17 protein-coding genes and 1 other RNA gene are annotated in these 18261 nt (G+C 67.2%); 9 read left to right on the forward strand and 9 right to left on the reverse strand.

From position 1 onward, the window contains the following. Positions 1–89: 89 nt before the first annotated feature. The 4 genes from cckA to fliQ all read right to left on the reverse strand — a co-directional run bounded on the left by cckA (position 90) and on the right by fliQ (position 4323). On the reverse strand, positions 90–2138 hold the full coding sequence (gene cckA / locus ACVPT3_RS01265) for a cell cycle histidine kinase CckA (RefSeq protein ID WP_492042427.1): 2049 nt from the start codon (positions 2136–2138) through the stop codon (positions 90–92). A 62-nt stretch (positions 2139–2200) separates the two neighbouring features. After that, positions 2201–3277: a flagellar biosynthesis protein FlhB gene (flhB, locus tag ACVPT3_RS01270; RefSeq protein ID WP_492042428.1), complete on the reverse strand. Its 1077-nt coding sequence runs from the start codon at positions 3275–3277 to the stop codon at positions 2201–2203. Then, positions 3270–4055 (reverse strand): flagellar biosynthetic protein FliR, encoded by a 786-nt coding sequence (gene fliR / locus ACVPT3_RS01275; RefSeq protein ID WP_492042429.1) that lies wholly within the window; start codon positions 4053–4055, stop codon positions 3270–3272. The genes flhB and fliR overlap by 8 nt, the downstream gene beginning before the upstream one ends. A 4-nt stretch (positions 4056–4059) precedes the next feature. Beyond that, on the reverse strand, positions 4060–4323 hold the full coding sequence (gene fliQ, locus ACVPT3_RS01280) for a flagellar biosynthesis protein FliQ (RefSeq protein WP_054764003.1): 264 nt from the start codon (positions 4321–4323) through the stop codon (positions 4060–4062). Between the two features lie 679 nt (positions 4324–5002). Here fliQ and ACVPT3_RS01285 point away from each other — a divergent pair. From ACVPT3_RS01285 to ACVPT3_RS01300, 4 genes are all read left to right on the forward strand, one after another. Beyond that, positions 5003–6691: a methyl-accepting chemotaxis protein gene (locus ACVPT3_RS01285; RefSeq protein ID WP_492042430.1), complete on the forward strand. Its 1689-nt coding sequence runs from the start codon at positions 5003–5005 to the stop codon at positions 6689–6691. Next, positions 6688–7164 carry a chemotaxis protein CheW gene (locus ACVPT3_RS01290; protein WP_492042431.1) on the forward strand — a complete coding sequence of 159 codons (477 nt, stop codon included), beginning with the start codon at positions 6688–6690 and terminating at the stop codon, positions 7162–7164. The genes ACVPT3_RS01285 and ACVPT3_RS01290 overlap by 4 nt, the downstream gene beginning before the upstream one ends. Positions 7165–7321: 157 nt before the next feature. Further along, positions 7322–7918 (forward strand): GTP cyclohydrolase I FolE, encoded by a 597-nt coding sequence (folE, locus tag ACVPT3_RS01295; protein WP_492042432.1) that lies wholly within the window; start codon positions 7322–7324, stop codon positions 7916–7918. Between the two features lie 52 nt (positions 7919–7970). Continuing rightward, positions 7971–9128: an acyltransferase family protein gene (locus tag ACVPT3_RS01300; RefSeq protein WP_492042433.1), complete on the forward strand. Its 1158-nt coding sequence runs from the start codon at positions 7971–7973 to the stop codon at positions 9126–9128. A gap of 4 nt (positions 9129–9132) precedes the next feature. Here ACVPT3_RS01300 and ACVPT3_RS01305 read toward each other — a convergent pair whose 3' ends face one another. From ACVPT3_RS01305 to ffs, 3 genes are all read right to left on the reverse strand, one after another. After that, entirely contained in the window at positions 9133–10977 is a 1845-nt protein-coding gene (locus ACVPT3_RS01305; protein WP_492042434.1) for a DNA polymerase III subunit gamma/tau, read from the reverse strand. A 46-nt stretch (positions 10978–11023) separates the two neighbouring features. Further along, positions 11024–12106: an alpha/beta fold hydrolase gene (locus ACVPT3_RS01310; protein WP_492042435.1), complete on the reverse strand. Its 1083-nt coding sequence runs from the start codon at positions 12104–12106 to the stop codon at positions 11024–11026. A gap of 192 nt (positions 12107–12298) precedes the next feature. Then, positions 12299–12394: signal recognition particle sRNA small type (gene ffs, locus ACVPT3_RS01315), an RNA gene on the reverse strand. A 49-nt stretch (positions 12395–12443) separates the two neighbouring features. On the opposite strand from ffs, the gene nudC reads away from it, so the two are divergent. Beyond that, positions 12444–13364: an NAD(+) diphosphatase gene (nudC, locus tag ACVPT3_RS01320; protein WP_492042436.1), complete on the forward strand. Its 921-nt coding sequence runs from the start codon at positions 12444–12446 to the stop codon at positions 13362–13364. 142 nt (positions 13365–13506) lie between these two features. On the opposite strand, the gene ACVPT3_RS01325 is transcribed toward nudC, so the two are convergent. Continuing rightward, a complete protein-coding gene (locus tag ACVPT3_RS01325) occupies positions 13507–14229 on the reverse strand; it encodes a 3-deoxy-manno-octulosonate cytidylyltransferase (protein ID WP_492042437.1) in 723 nt (240 codons plus the stop codon). Positions 14230–14387: 158 nt separating this feature from the next. Between ACVPT3_RS01325 and ACVPT3_RS01330 the strand changes: the two genes are divergently transcribed. Then, positions 14388–15107: a c-type cytochrome gene (locus ACVPT3_RS01330; protein ID WP_492042438.1), complete on the forward strand. Its 720-nt coding sequence runs from the start codon at positions 14388–14390 to the stop codon at positions 15105–15107. A gap of 77 nt (positions 15108–15184) precedes the next feature. Here ACVPT3_RS01330 and ACVPT3_RS01335 read toward each other — a convergent pair whose 3' ends face one another. Continuing rightward, entirely contained in the window at positions 15185–15799 is a 615-nt protein-coding gene (locus ACVPT3_RS01335; RefSeq protein WP_492042439.1) for a malonic semialdehyde reductase, read from the reverse strand. A 183-nt stretch (positions 15800–15982) separates the two neighbouring features. Here ACVPT3_RS01335 and ACVPT3_RS01340 point away from each other — a divergent pair, with 183 nt between their 5' ends. From ACVPT3_RS01340 to ACVPT3_RS01350, 3 genes are read left to right on the forward strand one after another with little or no spacing between them, the layout of a single operon-like run. Beyond that, entirely contained in the window at positions 15983–16312 is a 330-nt protein-coding gene (locus ACVPT3_RS01340; protein WP_492042440.1) for a YbaB/EbfC family nucleoid-associated protein, read from the forward strand. After that, positions 16312–16929 carry a recombination mediator RecR gene (recR, locus tag ACVPT3_RS01345; protein ID WP_299172704.1) on the forward strand — a complete coding sequence of 206 codons (618 nt, stop codon included), beginning with the start codon at positions 16312–16314 and terminating at the stop codon, positions 16927–16929. The genes ACVPT3_RS01340 and recR overlap by 1 nt, the downstream gene beginning before the upstream one ends. Before the next feature lie 51 nt (positions 16930–16980). Then, a complete protein-coding gene (locus ACVPT3_RS01350) occupies positions 16981–18195 on the forward strand; it encodes a DNA recombination protein RmuC (protein ID WP_492042441.1) in 1215 nt (404 codons plus the stop codon). The last annotated feature ends 66 nt before the right edge of the window (positions 18196–18261 follow it).

Raw genomic sequence — 18261 nt, forward strand, 5'->3', positions numbered from 1 at the left:
GGCCTTCTTTGGAAACAGAGGCCGCATTGGTCCGCGCTTCGCCGGCTCTGGCAAGTGCGTCGACCGTCGCCGCCAGAGATGCGGGCAGGTCAGCCCGCGTGCAGTTCCTGTTTCACCCGTTCCGCCAAGGTCTTGATGTCCAGAGGCTTGGGCAGGAAGGAGACGCCGACCTCGTCCTGAAGCAGGTCCGAAAAGTCGCTTTCGGCATAGCCCGAGATGAACATGACCGGGGCGTCGCCCAGGTATTTGCGCGCCTTTTTCAGCAACGACGGGCCGTCCAGGCCAGGCATGATGACGTCGGAGATCATCATGTCGATCTGGCCCGCATATTCTTCGGCCAGGATCAGGGCCTCCTCGCCGTCGGCGGCCTCGATCACCTCATAGCCGCGCTGACGCAACAGACGGGCGGCGATGCCGCGCACGGCGTCCTCGTCCTCGACGAACAGGATGCGGCCGGCGCCCGACAGGTCGCGCGGCGCCTTGACCTTGACCTCGACCGGCTGAACCTCGGCCAGTTCCGCCTCGCCGGCGGCCGGCAGGAAGATGCGGAAGGCCGCGCCCATGCTCATGCCGTGCGGGCCCTCGATATTGCTGACCGAGATATGGCCGCCGGCCTGCTGGGCGATGCCGTAGACGGTGGCCAGGCCCATGCCGGTGCCCTCGTTCACCGCCTTGGTGGTGAAGAAGGGTTCGAAGATCTTGTCCACCAGTTCAGGCGGCACGCCGGGGCCAGTGTCGGACACTTCGATCAGGGCGACTTCGTCGGTGGGGGCGTCGAGCCAGCCCAGTTGACGAGCCTCGCTTCCGGTCAGGCGGCGGGTGGTGATGGTCACGACGGCGTCGCCCGGCTCCACAACGCCGCGCATGGCGTCACGGGCGTTGACGGCCAGGTTCATCACCGCCGTCTCCAGCTGGCTCTTGTCGGCCAGCACCACCGGCAGGTCGCGGCCGTAGTCGGTCTCCAACCGCACGTCCTCGCGCAGCAGGCGGCGCAGCAGGACGGCGAACTCGCCGACCAGTTCGCCCAGGTCCAAACGTTCGCGCCGGACGGTCGATTTGCGCGAGAAGGCCAGCAGCTTGCGCACCAGGTCGGCGGCGCGGATGGCGGTCTGGCGGATCTCGTTCAGTCCCTCGTAGGAGGGGTCGCCGACCGGATGCCGCTCCAGAAGACCCGACAGCTGAAGCTGGATGGCCGTCAGCAGATTGTTGAAATCATGCGCCACGCCCCCGGCCAGCTGGCCCACGGCCTGCATCTTCTGGGCCTGGGACAGCTGAAGCTCCATCGACTTCTGCGCCGAGACGTCGAACAGCCAGATGCGCTGCCGCCCGCCCTCGGGCGCCACATACAGGTGCAGCATCTTGTCGGGGTGGGCGCGGGCGACCAGTTCGACCGGGCCGGACGATCCGGCGGCCAGCTTCACCCGGGCCTCGCTCACGCCCAGGGGGTCAAACAGGTGCCCGAAGGCGGCGTCGCGGGCGGCGTTGGGGCCGGTCAGCACGGCCAGGGCGGCGTTGGCCTCCGCCGCCCGTCCGGCGAACAGGTCTGCGCCGTCGATCACGGCTGAGCCGAAAGGCGCGCCGGCGGCCATGGCCCGGGATTCGCCCGCGCCGGCGCCAGTGGCCGGGGTCGGCGCGGCGGCCAGGGGCAGGACGGCCTCGGGCGCGACCCGCATCAGGAACCGGTCGTCGCCGGCCCTGCCGATGACGACCTCGGCCTCGCGCTCGCCGATCTGGACGATGGCGTGGCCCGGCTCGCCCCGGCGCGCCTGGGCGAAGGCCATGTACAGGGCCTGGGCCGACTTGCCGCGGGGCAGGGCGGTGGTGGCGCCGTCGGCCTCGGCCCAGGCGGCGTTGAAGGCCAGGATCTGGCCGGTGTCCCACACCAGGGCCGCCGGCTCGGGCATGGCGTCCAGCAGGTCCACCGCGACATCGCTGGACGGCTTGACCGAGCCGGCGCGGCGAAATCCAAACAGGCCGATCAGGGCGATCAAACCGACGGTGATGATCAGAATCATGCCCGGGGCCGAGGTCGGATTGGTCTTGAACGCCGGATAGGCCAACGCCGCGACCGCCACGACGACGCCGAAGGCCGTCGCGGCGGACAGGAGATCGAACGAACTGCGACGGATGGGCGTCATGCGGCCTCGCGAATCAGAGGAGCGATCATAACCCCAAATGGGGCTGCAAGCCTTACAGGGTCTTACCGGCGTTTGCGCGACTGGAAGACGAAGCCGATGATCTTGGCGGCGGCCTCGAAATGTTCTTTCGGAATGACCGCGTCCACCTCGACAGAGGCGTACAGCGCGCGAGCCAGGGGGACGTTCTCGACGATCGGCACCTTGTGCTCCCTGGCCACCTCCCGGATGCGCATGGCCAGGGCGTCGACGCCCTTGGCGACGCAGACGGGCGCGCCGTCGCCCTGGTCGGGTTCGTAGCGCAGCGCCACCGAGTAGTGGGTCGGGTTGGTCACGATCACCGTGGCCTTGGGCACATTGGCCATCATCCGTTGACGACTGCGCTGCATACGGATCTGTTTCAACTTGGCCTTGACGTGGGGATCGCCCTCGGACTGCTTGTAGTCCTCCTTGACCTCTTCCTTGGTCATCATCATCCGTTTGGCGAAGCGGAACTTCTGCCAGATGAAGTCGGCCCCCGCCGTGGCCCCCAGCAGGATGACCGCCGCCACGAACAGGGCCAGGGCCATGTCCCGCGCCAGCGGCAGGATCGCCAGCGGGCTCATGGCCACCATGTTCTCGAACTCGCGGACATGGGGCTTCAGCACCATCCAGCAAACGACGCAGACCGCGATCAGCTTCAGGAAGGTCTTGACGAACTGGGCCAGGCCGTCGGGACCGAAGATCCGTTTGAACCCTTCCAGCGGGTTCACCGCCGACCATTTCGGCTTCAGCTTCTCCGCCGTGAAGATCAGGCCGGACTGGGCCAGGTTGCCGCCCGCGCCGCCGATGATGGTGGCCAGCATGACGGCGCCGAGGAACGGGGTCATGGCCCACAGGGCCCTGCCCAGGATCTGCACGCCGCCGCCGGATTCGAGCATTCCCAGCATCTCGTGGGGCTGGGCGATGAAGGGGGCCAGTTGTTCGGCCATGGACGAGGCGAACCACCCGCCGCTGGTCAGGACGACCGCCGCAGCCCCGGCCAGGGACAGCACCTGCGCGACATCGGGCGATTTGGCGGAATCGCCCTTCTTGCGCGCCTCCTCGAGTTTTCGTGGGGTCGCGTCTTCGGTTTTAGACTCGGGATCGGCGCCTTCAGCCACCGGCGCCTCCCCCCAGCGCGCCCGCCGCGAACACCTCGGCGAGGCGGCGGTAGCGGTCGATGAAGACGGTGCCCAGGGCGCCCAGGCTGAGCGCGAAGATGGACAGGCCCAGGATGACGCTCAACGGCGCGGCGGCGAAATAGACCTGGAAAGACGGCATGACCCGCGCCACCAGGCCCGAGGCCAGGTTGAAGATCAGGGCGAAGACCAGCACTGGCGCCGACAGCTGCACGCCCAGCAGGAAACTGTCGCCCAGGGTCCGCACGGCCATCTCGGTGAAATCGCTCATCATCAGGGGGCGGGCCGGAGCGATCAGATCATAGGAGCCGACCATGCCGGCGATGAACAGGTGATGGGTGTCGGTCGCGAAGATCAGCGTCACGCCGAACAGCATAAGGAACGAGGCCACGGTCGAGCCCGGCTGGGCCTGCAGTGGATTGGCCGTCTGGGCGAAGCTGAGCGTGGTTTGAAGCGACACGATTTCGCCCGCCGTCGTCAGCGCCGTCAGGAACATGCGCAGCAACATGCCGATCATCAGGCCGGTCGCCACTTCGCGGATCACCCAGCCGGCCATGCCGCCCAGGGTCTCGGGCAGACCGGGAAGGCCGGCGCGCACCACCGGCCACAGCGCCAGGCTGATCACCAGGGCCAGGGACAGCCGGATGCGCGGTGAGACATAGGTCTCGCCGATGCCGGGAATCAGCATCAGGATCGCCCCGATCCGGGCGAAGATCAGTCCGCCCGCCCAGACCTGATCTGCGGTGGCGTAAGCCTCCACCGCGTCACATGCCCGCGATACGGGCCGCGATCTGACGCATGAAGCCGCCCAGCAAGGCCCCCATCAGCGGCAGGAACAGCAGCAGGGAGACGAAGATGGCGATGATCTTGGGCGCATAGATCAGGGTCTGTTCCTGGATCTGCGTCAAGGCCTGGAACAGGCCGATCACCACGCCGACGACCAGACCCACGATCAGCACGGGCAGGCACAGCTGGATCGTCAGCCAGATGGCGTCGCGCCCCACATCCAGAACTTCCGCGCCGTTCATCGCCTCACGCTCCCGCAAATCACTGGGCAGAAAATGCCGGGAGGATGGTTAACGGGTAGATAATGACTGATCCGACTCCTGCGCTTTTCGGTCGGGACAAGACAGGATCAGAGCCCTATCCGGGCCAATGTCATAACCGGGTTCAGGGCGACCTGCGCCGCCCTGCCGTAGGATAAAATTGTAGCTGCAATTCTGCCGGCGGCTTGCTGTGAACGCCACGATCTTCCGCTTGGCGCGACCCGTAGATGTGTCTCAGGCGAGGCGGAGCTTTCGTCTGAAAGCGACCAGAAAGTGTATGGTTAGAGGCGCATCGGCTGGAGCTGGAGGCTAAAAAAATGCATTGATAGTAGAGGCTTATGGATAAGTATAACTCCCTATCGGGCGTTTGAAGTCGACTTAACCATATCCACTGATGGTGAGCATAAGTTGTGTTTTTCGCGCTGCGGAGATGGGGTTAGGGATGAGGAAGCGCCTACCAGTAGATGTGGCTGTCGAGGTTCGTGATGTTGCGAGCCGCCGAGGGTCCACGTCCGCGACCGATGACACGTTGGTCGTCCAGCCGGCGCTGATTTTCGTCCTGATCGCCCTCGGATATTCGGCTGTCTGCAATCTGCCCCAGGACGCAAGCTCGCCGGTCGCGTCCGCCGCTCGTCATGATCGATTTTTCGGGAGATAGGTTATGCGTTTCACCATCAAGGCCAAGTTGATCGTGACGTTCGGGGTACTGATCGCGGCGATCGCCGTTTTGGTCGGCGTCTCTCTCAGTCATCTGTCATCGCTGCACGCCGCCATCCATGAGGTGGTCGCCGGGCCGGCCACCCAGTTGAGCCGGGCCCAGAGCATCCAGACCGAGTTCAGCAGCTATGTGAGGCGTGAGCGCGGCATGCTGCTGACCACGGACCCGGAAGCGGTCCGTGAGCTTTCCGACGAAGTAGGACAGGGCCGAGGCATGTTGGAGGAACTGCTGGCGCAAGGCCAGGCGGCCGCGTCGGTAGAAGCCAAGGCCGATTGGGTTTCGCTGGCGAACGCCTGGACGGAATACAAGCCGATCAGCGAAGAAATTCACAGGCTGGCGCTGGCCGGCGACAACACCGGCGCCAAGGTGTTGATGATGACCGAGGCGCGCGCCAGTCTTTCTGCGATCGAGGACGCCGCCCAAAGCATCGTCGCGACGGACAAGACGCTGATGGCGCAGGCCGAGGAAGGCGCCAAGGCGGTGTTTGAAGAGGCGCGTTTAGGCCTGATCGTCGCTGGCGTCTTCTCTCTACTCGCCGCCGTCTTCGGTTGCGTCTGCATCACCCTGGTGGTCCGGAAAGGACTGATCCGCGCCACTGAAGCGGTTCGCGCCGTCGCCGAAGGCGACCTGACCCAGGCGATCGTCGTCACCAATCGAGACGAAATCGGCGATATGCTGGGGGACCTCAACCGGATGATCGAACGCCTGCGCAGCGTGGTCGGCGATGCGCTGACGGCCGCCGACAACGTCTCCGCAGGAAGCCAGGAACTGTCGTCTTCGTCCGAACAGATGAGCCAGGGCGCAACCGAACAGGCCGCCGCCGCCGAGCAGGCCTCGTCTTCGATGGAAGAGATGGCGGCCAACATCAAGCAGAACGCCGACAACGCCGCCCAGACCGAGAAGATCTCGCGTCAGTCGTCCAGGGACGCGGAAATCAGCGGCGAGGCCGTGCACCGCGCCGTCGAGGCCATGCGCACCATCGTCGCCAAGATCGGCATCGTGCAGGAGATTGCGCGTCAGACCGATCTGCTGGCCCTGAACGCGGCGGTCGAGGCCGCCCGCGCCGGGGAACACGGCAAGGGCTTCGCCGTCGTCGCCTCGGAAGTGCGCAAGCTGGCCGAACGCAGCCAGACGGCCGCCGCCGAGATCAGCTCGGTCTCGGGCGACACCGTCAAGGCGGCCCAGGAAGCCGGCGACATGCTGCAACGCCTGGTGCCGGACATCCGCAAGACCGCCGAACTGGTGTCCGAGATCAGCGCCGCCTGCCGCGAGCAGGACGTCGGCGCCAGCCAGATCAATGAGGCCATCCAGCAACTGGACAAGGTCATTCAGCAGAACGCCGGCGCGGCCGAGGAGATGTCGGCCACCTCCGAGGAACTGGCGGCCCAGGCCGAGGAACTGCAGACCTCGATCGCCTTCTTCCGCACGGACGCCGAAAGAACACCTGCCCGTGCCGCGGCCTCAGCCTCGACCTTCAGGTCCACGGTCAAGCCGGCTGTCCGGCCGGTCGTCAAGGCCGCGCCGGCCAAGTCCTCGGTCCGCGCCCAGCAGGCCCGCGCCAAGGGCTTCGCCCTGGACATGACCACGGGCGGCGCGGACGCCGAGGACATGGACTTCCGGGAGAGCGCATGATGTCCGGCGCCGAAGAGGGTCAGTATGTCGCGTTCGGCCTGGGCGATGAAGTCTTCGCCGCCCCGGTCGGCCTAGTGCGGGAAATCCTGACCTATCAACCGCCGTCGCGCATCCCCAACAGTCCCGACTATCTTCTGGGGCTGACGGACGTGCGGGGGCAGGGGGTTCCCACGGCGGATCTGCGGATCCGCCTGGGCATGGCGCCGACCGAACCGACGTTGAACACCCGTATCCTGGTGTTGGACATTCCGTTGGAGGACCGGACCCTGAGCCTGGGTCTGGTCGCCGACCGGGTCCTGGAGGTGACGGCCTTCACCGCCGATCAGATCGAGTCCTCGCCCGACATCGGGATCAAGTGGCGTTCAGACTATATCGAGGGGGTGGTGAGACATGACGACGGCTTCGTCGTGCTCATTAACCTGCCCCAACTGCTGTCGACGACGGACGCCGTCGTTCTGGGGGCGATGTCGTAGACCGACCCCGGCGCACCTGAGCGCAACGGCGCAGACGAGCTGTCCGGCGCATTGGCGAAGTTCCCGACCAGCCGGGTGCGTCTGAATCGGTCGCCGCGACGTAAATGGCGGGCGGAAGGCTTTCCCTTCTCCGCTTCCCCTCGCTAATAGGCCCGCAATGACCAACGCGCCCCCCATCCCCCCCGCCTCCCGTCTGACCCAGGCCGATGCCGAAGCCGCCGTGCGCACCCTGATCGAATGGGCAGGGGATAATCCCGATCGCGAGGGGCTGCTGGAGACGCCGGCGCGGGTGGCGCGCAGCTATCGCGAGCTGTTCTCGGGTTACGAGGTCGATCCCCTCTCCTATCTGGAGAAAACCTTCGAGGAGACCGGCGGCTACGACCAGCTGGTAGTGCTGAAGGACATCCGTTTCGTCAGCTTCTGCGAGCACCATATGCTGCCCGTGGTGGGCAAGGCCCACGTAGCCTATCTGCCGACCGACCGCGTCGTCGGCATCTCCAAGCTCGCCCGTGTGGTGCGCGGTTTCGCCCGGCGCCTGCAGATCCAGGAGAAGATGACGGCCGAGATCGCGGAGGCTATCCAGACCGTGCTGCGACCCCAGGGTGTCGGGGTGGTGATCGAGGCCGAGCACAGCTGCATGACGCTGCGCGGCGTCAATGCGCCGGGCGCCAGCCTGTCGACCAGTCACCTGATCGGCGTGGTCCGCAATGATCCCCGCACCCGCGAGGAGTTCCTGCGCCTCGTGCGTGGCTAGAGGCTCCTCCGGCCCGGCATTTGCGAGATCGGGATCATAGGAGGCGTTCGCCGTGCCCTGGAGCCTGATTTCGACCCGAAACGAGACAACGCCGATCGCCCGAGGCGGCTGGCTGGACGCGCTGCGTTTCATTGTGGCCTTCCTGATCATCCTGCATCACTTCCAGGGGGCGGGGCCGGTTCCTCTGGCCGAAGCGGTGCATCCGGTGTTCGCGCGCGGCGGTTTCCTGCTGACCAACTTCTTCCTGATCGACTCCGGCTATGTGCTGATGCGGGTCTATGGGGCCGCCGTGGAACAGGGTCGGATGTCGGCGGGCGACTTTGTGCTGAAACGGGTCCTTCGCGTGGTCCCCGCCCACCTGATCATGGGGCTGTCGCTGGTCGCCCTGGTGCTGGTGAGCGAGGCGGCCGGGGCGGCGCCGCGAAATCCTGAATGGTTCCGCTGGGACCAGCTGCCGGCCCAGTTGCTGCTGCTGCAGTCCTATGGCGTGCCCGGCGGCCTGGGCTGGAATGCGCCGACCTGGTCGATATCGGCCCTGATCGGCTGCTATCTGTGCTTTCCCTGGATCCTGCGCGGCCTGACGCGCCTGGGGCCGTGGGGCGCTCTGGTCCTGGGGTTGGCCGTCTATCTGATGGCCAACCAGCTGTGCTGGAGCCTCCTGGGCTATCCGGTTTATCAGATGCCGATGGGCTACGGCTTCGTGCGCGCTCTGCCGCTGTTCTTCCTGGGCATGAGCCTGGCCTGGTTCGCCCAGAAGATCTGGATCAATCCTCGCCTGGCCGGCTGGGTCGGCGTCGCGGCCTTCTTCGGCCTGGCCCTCGCGCAGGCCTTCGGCAAGAACGCCCTGATCTCCCTGGCGATGATCTCCCTGATCATTCTCGCCGCCGGCGCCGTGCCGGTGCGTCGCCCGTCGAAGCTGGTGGAGACCGCCGCCATGGTCTCCTTCTCGATGTTCATTTCAAATGAGGTGGTCCGCATCGCCTGGTTCGGGGTGGTCAATGCGGCTGCGGCCCGCTTCGCCCTGTCGGCGCCCGTGCAGTGGGCGCTGTGGGGCGGCGGGGTGCTGGCGGCAGTCGCCTTCGCCTTCGCTTTCCATTTCGCGATCAACGACCGGATCCAGTCGCGGATCCGGACATGGCTGAAGCGCCGCCGGGGCGGACGTCCGGCGACCCCGGTGGAAGCGGGGCCGGTGGTCTCGCTCGAGGGGTAGGGCCTCAATCCTCGTCGTCGTCCTCGGACGGTTCAGGGATTTCAGGCGTGACCACGGTCGGGGCGATGGTCTTGATCTCGCCCAGCTTGGCGCCGGGGAAGGCCAACAGAACCGCCTTGATGAAAGGGTCGGCCTCGACCTTCTCGCGTTCGGCGGCCCGTTCCTTCTTCTGACGCTCGATCAGGGTCTCGCCCCCGCCCTGTCCGTTGGCGGCGATCAGCCAGGTGCGGCCGGTCCATTCCCGCAGTCGGCCGGCCAGGCGCCGGGCCAGTTCGACCGGCGCGCCCTCGACGCTTTCATAAACGATGGCGCCGGGCTTGAACGAGACGGGTTTGACGAACCGTTCGACGTCCATCTGCAGCCCGACTTCGCGTTTCTCGCCGATCAGGGCGACCACCTGTTCGAAGCTCTGCGGATCGGGCAGGGCGGGGGCCATGACGGGTCGGGCGGCCAGTTGCGCGGACGTTCCGCCGCCTCCACCGCCGCCGCCGCGCGGGGCCGAACCGCCGCCGAAGGGTTCGCCCGACTGAAGCCGCTTCAACGCCTCCTCCGGTCCCGGCAGGTCGGCGGCATAGGCCAGGCGGACGATAGCCATTTCCACGGCGTCGGCGGGATTGGGCGCGCGTCTCACCTCGTCCAGCGCCTTCAGCAGCATCTGCCAGGTGCGCGACAGGGTGGCGGCCGGGATGGCGGCGCCCAGGGCGGCCAGCTTCTGGGCCTGGTCGTTGGGCAGGCGGGTCGCGTTCGGGCCCAGCATCTTGGCGACCGAGGCGGCGTGGCAGTGTTCCAGCAGGTCGTTGGTCACCTGCACCGGATCGGCGCCGAAGCCGTACAGGGTACGGAAATTCTCAAGCGCCTCCGGCGTGCGGCCGGCCATGACGGACTCGAACAGGGCGATGGTCTGGCTACGGTCGGCCAGGCCCAGCATGTCGCGCACGGTCTCGGTCTTGACCATCTCGCCGCGCTCGGCCTGGACCAGGGCCTGGTCGAGCAGGGACAGGCCGTCGCGGACCGACCCCTCGGCGGCGCGCGAGATCAGGGCCAGGGCGTCCTGTTCGATCTTCATCCCCTCGCGCTCTGCGATCCGGCCCAGGTGATCGACCAGGATCTCGGGCTCGACCCGGCGCAGGTCGAACCTCTGGCAGCGGCTGAGGATGGTCACCGGCACCTTGCGGATCTCGGTGGTGGCGAAGATGAATTTGGCGTGGGGGGGCGGCTCTTCCAGCGTCTTCAGCAGGGCGTTGAACGCCTGCGTCGACAGCATATGGACCTCGTCCAGCACATAGACCTTGTAGCGGGCCTCGACCGGGGCGTAGCGGACGCTCTCCAGGATGTCGCGGATGTCGTTGACGCCGGTGTGGGAGGCGGCGTCCATCTCCATCACGTCCATGTGCTGGCCGGCCATGATGGCGGCGTCGTGCCGGCCGTGGGCGGTCAGGGTCAGGGACGGCCGGTCGATGGTCTCCGTCTCGTTGTTCAGGGCGCGGGCCAGCAGGCGGGCGGTGGTCGTTTTGCCGACCCCCCGCACCCCGGTCAGCATGAAGGCGTGGGCGATCCGGCCGGTCGAAAAGGCGTTGGTCAGGGTACGGACCATCGCCTCCTGGCCGATCAGATCCTCGAAGGTGCGCGGCCGATATTTGCGCGCCAGCACCTGATAGGCGGACCCGTCGTCGGCATGGGCCTCGACTTCCGCGTGGGCGACGGCGGGTGCGGTCACGGTCGGAGCAGGGGCGGCGGGCTCAGGCGTAGCGGCCGGCGCGCCGAACATGTCGTCGGTGTTCTCGTCGCGCGCGACGACCTCGTCCTCTTCCCAGGGCGGGCCGTCGAGATTCGGGTCGTTGTCCGTCATGGGCGAAGTCTTACAGCCTGCAGCCGCCGTGGCGAAGCCGTTTTACTCAGCGTATGTCCGTCGTTACGGCGTCTGCGCGCGCCCTTATCAAGGCCTTGTATTGCGCATCGATCATTATGCGATTCAGGTCGTGTCCCGTTCGAGCCAAAGATACAAAAGTCTTCTGCGGGGCGGAAAGCTCATCGAAATAGGCGCGGGAGACCTGTGTCGGGGTGACCAAATCCTCCTCACCCTGCAGCATGTAGACAGGCATGGCGAAATCCATTCCTAGCGCGCGCAGGTCGATCCCTGGGCCCATGCCATTATTGGCGGGACCGACGAAGGCGAAGAAGGAGTAGTCCTCGCCCGCCGTATAGTCGGCCTCGTAGGCGGGCGTGTCGTACCCCGGGCCGAAGGTGAACCAGCCAGCCGGCGGCGGTTCGCTGACCAGGGCTTCGTATCTGCGCGATATCCGCCGCAGAACTCCGAATGCCCGCGGATTAGTCCACGGCGGCGCGCCCAAGGCCTCTAGCCTGGCCATGGCCTCGCTGTCGCTGGCGGCCGTCGCCAGGGCAAGGGTGCGCGCATAGCCGACCTTCAGATCGTCCTGATAGTTCACCAACTGGCCGGTTCCCACATAGGCGTGGAACAGGTCCGGCGCCGCCATCGCCATATGGGTCGCCAGGGCCGAGCCCCAGGATCCGCCCATCAGGATGACCTTGCGCTTGCCGAAGCGCTGAATCGCATAACGCGTCACCTCGACCCCGTCCGCCGTGAGCGCCTGCAGGGTCAGCGGTTCGTCCTCGGCGGGCCGGTTAGCGCCATAGGTCTTACCCGAGCCCCGCTGGTCCCATTGCACGATGGTGAAGTCGTTTTCCCAGTCTGCGAAGATATTGCGGGCGAAGGGGGTGTTGGGATTGCCCGGCCCGCCGTGCACGATCACCACGACCGGGTTGCGGCAGTCCGCGCCATCGACGACCACCCATTGCTCGATGCCGCCGATTGAGACGAAGCCAGCCTCATGAATCGCTTGTCCAGCTGTCTGGCAAGCAGGGCTCAGATCGGACGCGCCCGCCTGCTTGACGCCGCCAATACACAGCATCAGTCCCGCCGCAATCAAACCCCCAATTTTCATGCCGCCCTCGGTCAAATATCGGAGGCTTATAGACCAAGCATATCGTCGAGGAACACTGCTCAGATGGTGCGGCGTCAGACGCCCCAGACAGCAAGCGATACGCGCAAACGCGCTCAAGCCGCGAGCCGTCGCGCGGCGAGCGATAGCGCAAAAGCCGCGCTCAAGCCGCGAGCGACCGCGTCGCGAGCGTAGCGCACCAAAATGTGTGAAGTAGAGACCGCGCGACCCGAAGGGGAATTCGTTGTGGCTGCTGCCTTCCGGCCCTGACCAGATTGGCGAAACCTTCGCCCGCGCGATCTCCGAGAGGGGATATGACGGGTGCGGCGGATGGAATCAAGGGTTACAAGGCCGCATGGCTCATCAGAACATCTTCGCCGGCAATCCGCTCGACCGCGCCGGCGACCTGCGCAACGATCCGGAATGGCTGGCCGCGCAGGAAGCCAACCCCGAAGCCCAGGCCCTGGTGCTGTGGGAGGGACGGCCCCTGGTCGAGGAAACGGCAGACGGACCGCGCCTGGCCTGGCTGTCGCTGAAACACGCCCGCGACATCGTGCCGGACCGCGACGCCTTCCTGGGTCTCTGGAAGGATGCGCCCGTCTTCGCCATCGAGTTCGAAGGCTCCATCGACCCGACCGAGGGGGCGCTCAAGGGGGTGGGCGTCTTTCACGAGATGCGCGGCGCCGCCGCCATCCTGCCGGGCCAGGACGCGGCCATGGCGGGCGGGGCCAAGAGCCTGTTCGACTGGCGGCGCAAACACGGCTTCTGCGCCAACTGCGGCACGCTGAGCGAGACGACCTCGGGCGGCTGGAAACGGCGTTGCCCGGCCTGCGGGACCGAGCATTTCCCGCGCGTGGATCCGGTCACCATCATGCTGCCGGTCTATAAGGGCGGGGCGGAGCCCCTCTGCCTGCTGGGTCGCCAGGCGGCCTGGCCGGCGGGGCGGATGTCGGCCCTGGCCGGCTTCCTGGAGCCCGGCGAGTCGATCGAGGAGGCCTGCGCGCGCGAGGTCAAGGAAGAGGCGGGGTTGACGGTGGTCGACGCTGTCTACCACTCCAGCCAGCCCTGGCCCTTCCCGTCGCAGCTGATGATCGGCCTGATCGCTGAAGTGTCGGATGACCAGGCCCGACCCGACCAGACCGAGCTGGAATCGGTGGCCTGGCTGACGCGGGCCGAAGCCAGGGCGGTGCTGGCCGGCGAACACCCGACCATTCAGGCCCCCCCGCCCTTCGCCATCGCCCACAGGCTGATCAAGGCCTGGGCGGAGGAAGCCTAATCTCCCTCCCCTTCATGGGGGAGGGGCGATCGCGTAGCGATCGGGGTGGGGGCCTGAAAGGGCGCGAGCGAGGTGTCCTGACGGCCCCACCCGGGCTCGGCTCCGCCTCGCCGTCCCTCCCCATGAAGGGGAGGGAGATTCGTCAGGCCAGCGCCCGCGCCGCCTCCAGGTCCGCCGGATTGTCGACCGACAGGGGAGCTTCGTCGATGACGGCGGCCCAGATCTGCATCCCCATCTCCAGCGCCCGCAGCTGTTCCAGCTTCTCACGCTTCTCCAGCGGCGACTGGGGCGCGGCGCAGAAGCGGTTCAGGGCCGCGCGGCGATAGCCATAGACGCCGATGTGCCGCCAGATGGGCGCATCGCCGTACAGGGTCGAACGGGTGAAATAGAGTGCGCGGGCCTGACGCTCGTTCTCGCCCAGGGCCAGGACGGCTTTGACGACATCGGGATTGGTCCGGTCCGACAGATCGGCCTCGGCGGCGACCAGGGTGGCGATGTCGCAGCTCGGCTCGCCGTGCAGGATGGCGGCGCAGGCGACGGCCAGCCCGGGATCGGCGAAGGGCATGTCGCCCTGGACGTTGATCACGGCGTCGAAATCGCCTTCCGGGTCGATGGCGTCCACTGCAGCGCGGATCCGGTCCGAGCCCGAGGGCAGGTCGGGATCCGTCATAATGGCCCGGCCGCCGATGGCCTCGATGGCGGCGACGATCTCTGGGTCGCCGGCGGCGACGGCGACCGGCAGGCCGGACGCCTCGGCCTGCTGATAGGCCCGCACGATCATGGGTTTGCCGCCGATCTGGGCGAGCGGCTTGTTCGGCAGACGGGTCGCAGCCATGCGAGCGGGAATCATTATCAGCGGATTCATGGTCATCCTTGGTCTGCGTCGATCATCCGGCCGTCGTCGATGGCTTCGCGCCGGTTGCGAACCCCGCGCTACCGTGCCAGACGTCATCCGGCAAGGAAGGCTTCGCCGCGTAAGACGGCGAGGTTGGGAAACCTCTGGGACGGGATGAGACGACGCGCATGAGCGGCGATCTGAAATGGAACAAGATTTTCGGTGCGGCCCTGGGGACGGCGTTCGTCATCCTGGTGGTGCAACAGGCGTCGGGCCTGATCTATCATTCCGAGCCGCCGGAAAAGATGGGCTATTTCGTCGACGCGCCGGACGAGGCCGCGGGCGCTGAAGAGGCCGAGCTGCCGCCGGACTGGGGCACGGTCCTGCCGGCCGCCGACCTGGCCGCCGGCGAGGCCGCCTTCGCGCGCTGCCAGGCCTGCCACAATGCGGCGCAGGGCGGGGCGGACGGCATCGGTCCGAACCTGTACGGCGTGGTCGGCGGCCCGGTCATGCACCGTGCGGGCTTCGCCTATTCGGACGCCATGAACAAGCACAAGGCCGAGGCGCCGACCTGGGGCTATGACGAGCTGAACAGCTTCATCACCGCCCCGGCCCGCTATGTGCCGGGCACCAAAATGTCCTTCGCCGGCATTCGCGACACCCAGACCCGGATCAATCTGATCGCCTGGCTGCGGAACCAGGGCTCCGGCGGATTCGCCATCCCGGCGCCCGATCCGGCTCGCCAGCCCGGCGCTGCGGCTCCGGCCGAAGGAGAGGCGCCGCCCGCAGAGGGCGCGCCCGCGACCGAGGCGACCGGTGAAACCCCGGCTGTCGGCGAGGCGCCCACCACCCAGCAGACCCCGCCGGCCCCGCCGGCCGCGACCAGCGCGGCGCCGCCAAACACCTGAGATCGACTTCGCATCGCCTGAATTAGAGCGGGGCGGCCTTTGCAGGCCGCCCCGTTGTCTTTTGGCAGATCGCGGGCTCAGAGGATCTGCGCCGCCTGCTCGAATGACAGGCGCGGCGAGCGGGGGAACAGGTTCTCGTCGGTGCCGTAACCCAGGTTGAGGATGTAGTTCGGCTCGACATTGCTGTCGGGGAAGAACTCGGCCTTCACCGCGGCCGCGTCGAAACCGGACATGGGGCCGACGTCCAGCCCCAGGGCGCGGGCCGCGATGGTCAGATATCCGCCCTGAAGCGAGGCGTTGCGGAAGGCGCTCTCGCGACGCCCGGCCTCGTCGGCGAACCAGGCCTTGGCGCCGGGCGCGTGCGGGAACAGGGCGTCCAGATGCTCGTGGAAGTCGATGTCCTGGCCGATGATCAGGTTCACCGGCGCCTGCTGGGTCTTGGCGCGATTGCCTTCGCTCATCAGCGGGATCAGGCGGGCCTTGGCCTCGGGCGAGGTGATGAAGACGAACCGGGCGGGGCTGTTGTTGACCGCCGTGGGGCCGAACTTGGTCAGGTCATACAGTTTGCGCAGCAGTTCCGGCGCGACCGGGCGGTCGCTCCAGGCGTTGCGGGTGCGCGCATCGGTGAAGAGTTGCGACAGGGCGGCGTCCGACAGCGGGGCGTCGCGTTGGGTGACAGCATCATAGGCCATGGGAGGCGTCCTGATTACGATAGGCAACAAGTGCAGGTGCAGATTTAGTCGCGTCAGCAACTGTTGCAAGTGCAGATGTCGCAATCCATCGTTTCCGATCGCGCGCTCATCCGGGCGCGGTGAGAAACGGGATGTGGCGAAACACCCCTGTCGCACCGCCCGGCTTCGTCTTATCTAGGGGGCATGAAAGACCTGACCCAATTAATGCAGCAGGCCCAGGCGATGCAGCAAAAGCTGCAGGACGCCCAGGCGAAGATGGCCGAAACCTCCGCCGAGGGCTCCTCGGGCGGCGGCCTTGTGACCGTGTCGCTGAAGGGCGCCGGCGAGATCACCGCGATCAAGATCGACGACAGCCTGCTGACGCCCGGCGAGGGCGAAATCCTGGCCGACCTGATCGTGGCGGCCCACGCCGACGCCAAGCGCAAGCTGGACGAGGTCAACAACGCCCTGATGCGCGAGGCCGCAGGTCCGATGGCCGGGATGAATATTCCCGGAATGCCGAAACTGTTCTGATGGCCGCCTCCGCCGGGCCGGAGATCGAACGGCTCATCTCCCTTCTCGCCAAGCTTCCCGGCCTGGGGCCGCGCTCCGCCCGGCGCGCGGCCCTGGCCCTGCTGAAGCGGCGCGAGCAGCTGCTTGTGCCGCTGGCGGCGTCTCTGGCCGAGACGGCGGAGAAGGTGGTGTCCTGCTCGGTCTGCGGCGCGCCCGACACGCGCGACCCCTGCGCCATCTGTTCGGACGGATCGCGCGACAACGGCCTGATCTGCGTGGTCGAGGAGGCCGGCGCGCTTTGGGCCATGGAGCGGTCCGGCGCCTTCCGCGGCAAATATCATGTGCTGGGCGGCCTGCTGTCGGCCCTGGACGGGGTCGGCCCTGAACATCTGCGCATCGCCGAACTGGTCGGCCGGGTCAGGCATCAGAACGAGGGGGGCGGCGCCGTGCGCGAGGTCGTCCTGGCCCTGCCCGCCACCGTCGACGGCCAGACCACCGCCCACTATGTCGCCGAGCGCATCTCCGGCCCCGAGGTCCAGGTCACCTCCCTGGCGCGCGGCGTGCCGGTGGGCGGCGAACTGGACTGGCTGGACGACGGCACCATTGTTCAAGCCATGCGGGCGCGCCGGCCGGCGTAGTCCGCAACGGATCGGCTTTTCCAGGAGGGCGACTCCGTCTAGGAACGGAGCATGAACATGCTCGCGCTGATCCTCGCCGTCCTCGCCGCCGCTCTGGGCGCTGGTTTCCTGTGGGCCTTCATGGGGTGGCAGAGGGCGCAAGGGGCGCTGTCGGCGGCCCTGGCGCGGATCGATCTGGTCGAAGAGAGCCGGGTCACCATGGGCGAGCTGCTGAAGGCCCAGGCGGCCCAGTCGGCCCAGGTGGTGGCGGACCAGATGGTCAGTCGCGCGACCGAGACCTTCCGCGCCCAGGACCAGCTGGCGCGCGAGCGGATGGCGGCCCAGTTGAAGCCGGTGGCCGACACCCTGACCAAGTTCCAGGAACATGTGGCGGCGCTGGAGAAGACCCGGGCCGAGGAGACCGGCGGCCTGCGCGAGCAACTGACGCAGTTGATGGCGGCCTCGTCGGCGACGCGGGACGAGGCGCGCAAACTGACCGAGGCCCTGCGCGGCAACACCGGACGGCGCGGTCGCTGGGGCGAACAGACCTGCCGAAACGTGCTGGAGGCCGCCGGCATGGCCGGCCGGTTCGACTTCACCGAACAGACCTCAAGCGCCGACGACGAGGGACGGCAGAACCGGCCCGACTTCCTGGTGCGCCTGCCGGGCGGCGGCCTGTTCGTCATCGACGCCAAGGTGCCCCTGGCCTTTGACGACGAGGAGGGCGACGAAGAGGCGCGCGCCCGCTCGGTCGGTCTGCGCATCGCCGCCAGCCTGAAGACCCACGTCCGCCAGCTGTCGTCCAAGGCCTATCAGGACCAGTTCAAGCCCAGCCCCGATTTCGTCGTCCTGTTCGTACCGGGCGACAGCTTCCTGGCCACCGCCCTGGACCATGCGCCGGACCTGCTGTCGGACGCCATGGAATCGCGGGTCGTCATCGCCACCCCATCCACCCTGTTCGCCCTGTGCAAGGCCGTCGCCTACGGCTGGCGGGCCGAGGAACAGGCGGCCAACGCCGACAAGGTCGCCGCCCTGGGGCGCGAACTCTACAAGCGGCTGTCGATCATGGGCGGCCATGCCTCGGCGGTGGGCCGGGCGCTGGATCAGGCCGTCGGCAAGTATAACCAGTTCGTCGGCTCGCTGGAGAGCCAGGTCATGGTCTCGGCCCGCCGGTTCGAGGATCTGCAGGTGGACCACGAGGGCAAGGAAATTCCTGCGCTTTCTCAAGTCGAAACCCAGCCGCGAACCATCACTCGGCCAGAGCTGACGGGGCCGACAGACAACTGACCTTGTCTCTTTGACAAGGGTGCTTGACATGTTCCGGCCTGCTGTGAGACAAGTGTCCTTGTCATA

The organism is Brevundimonas sp. FV1ps31S (assembly GCF_058681265.1).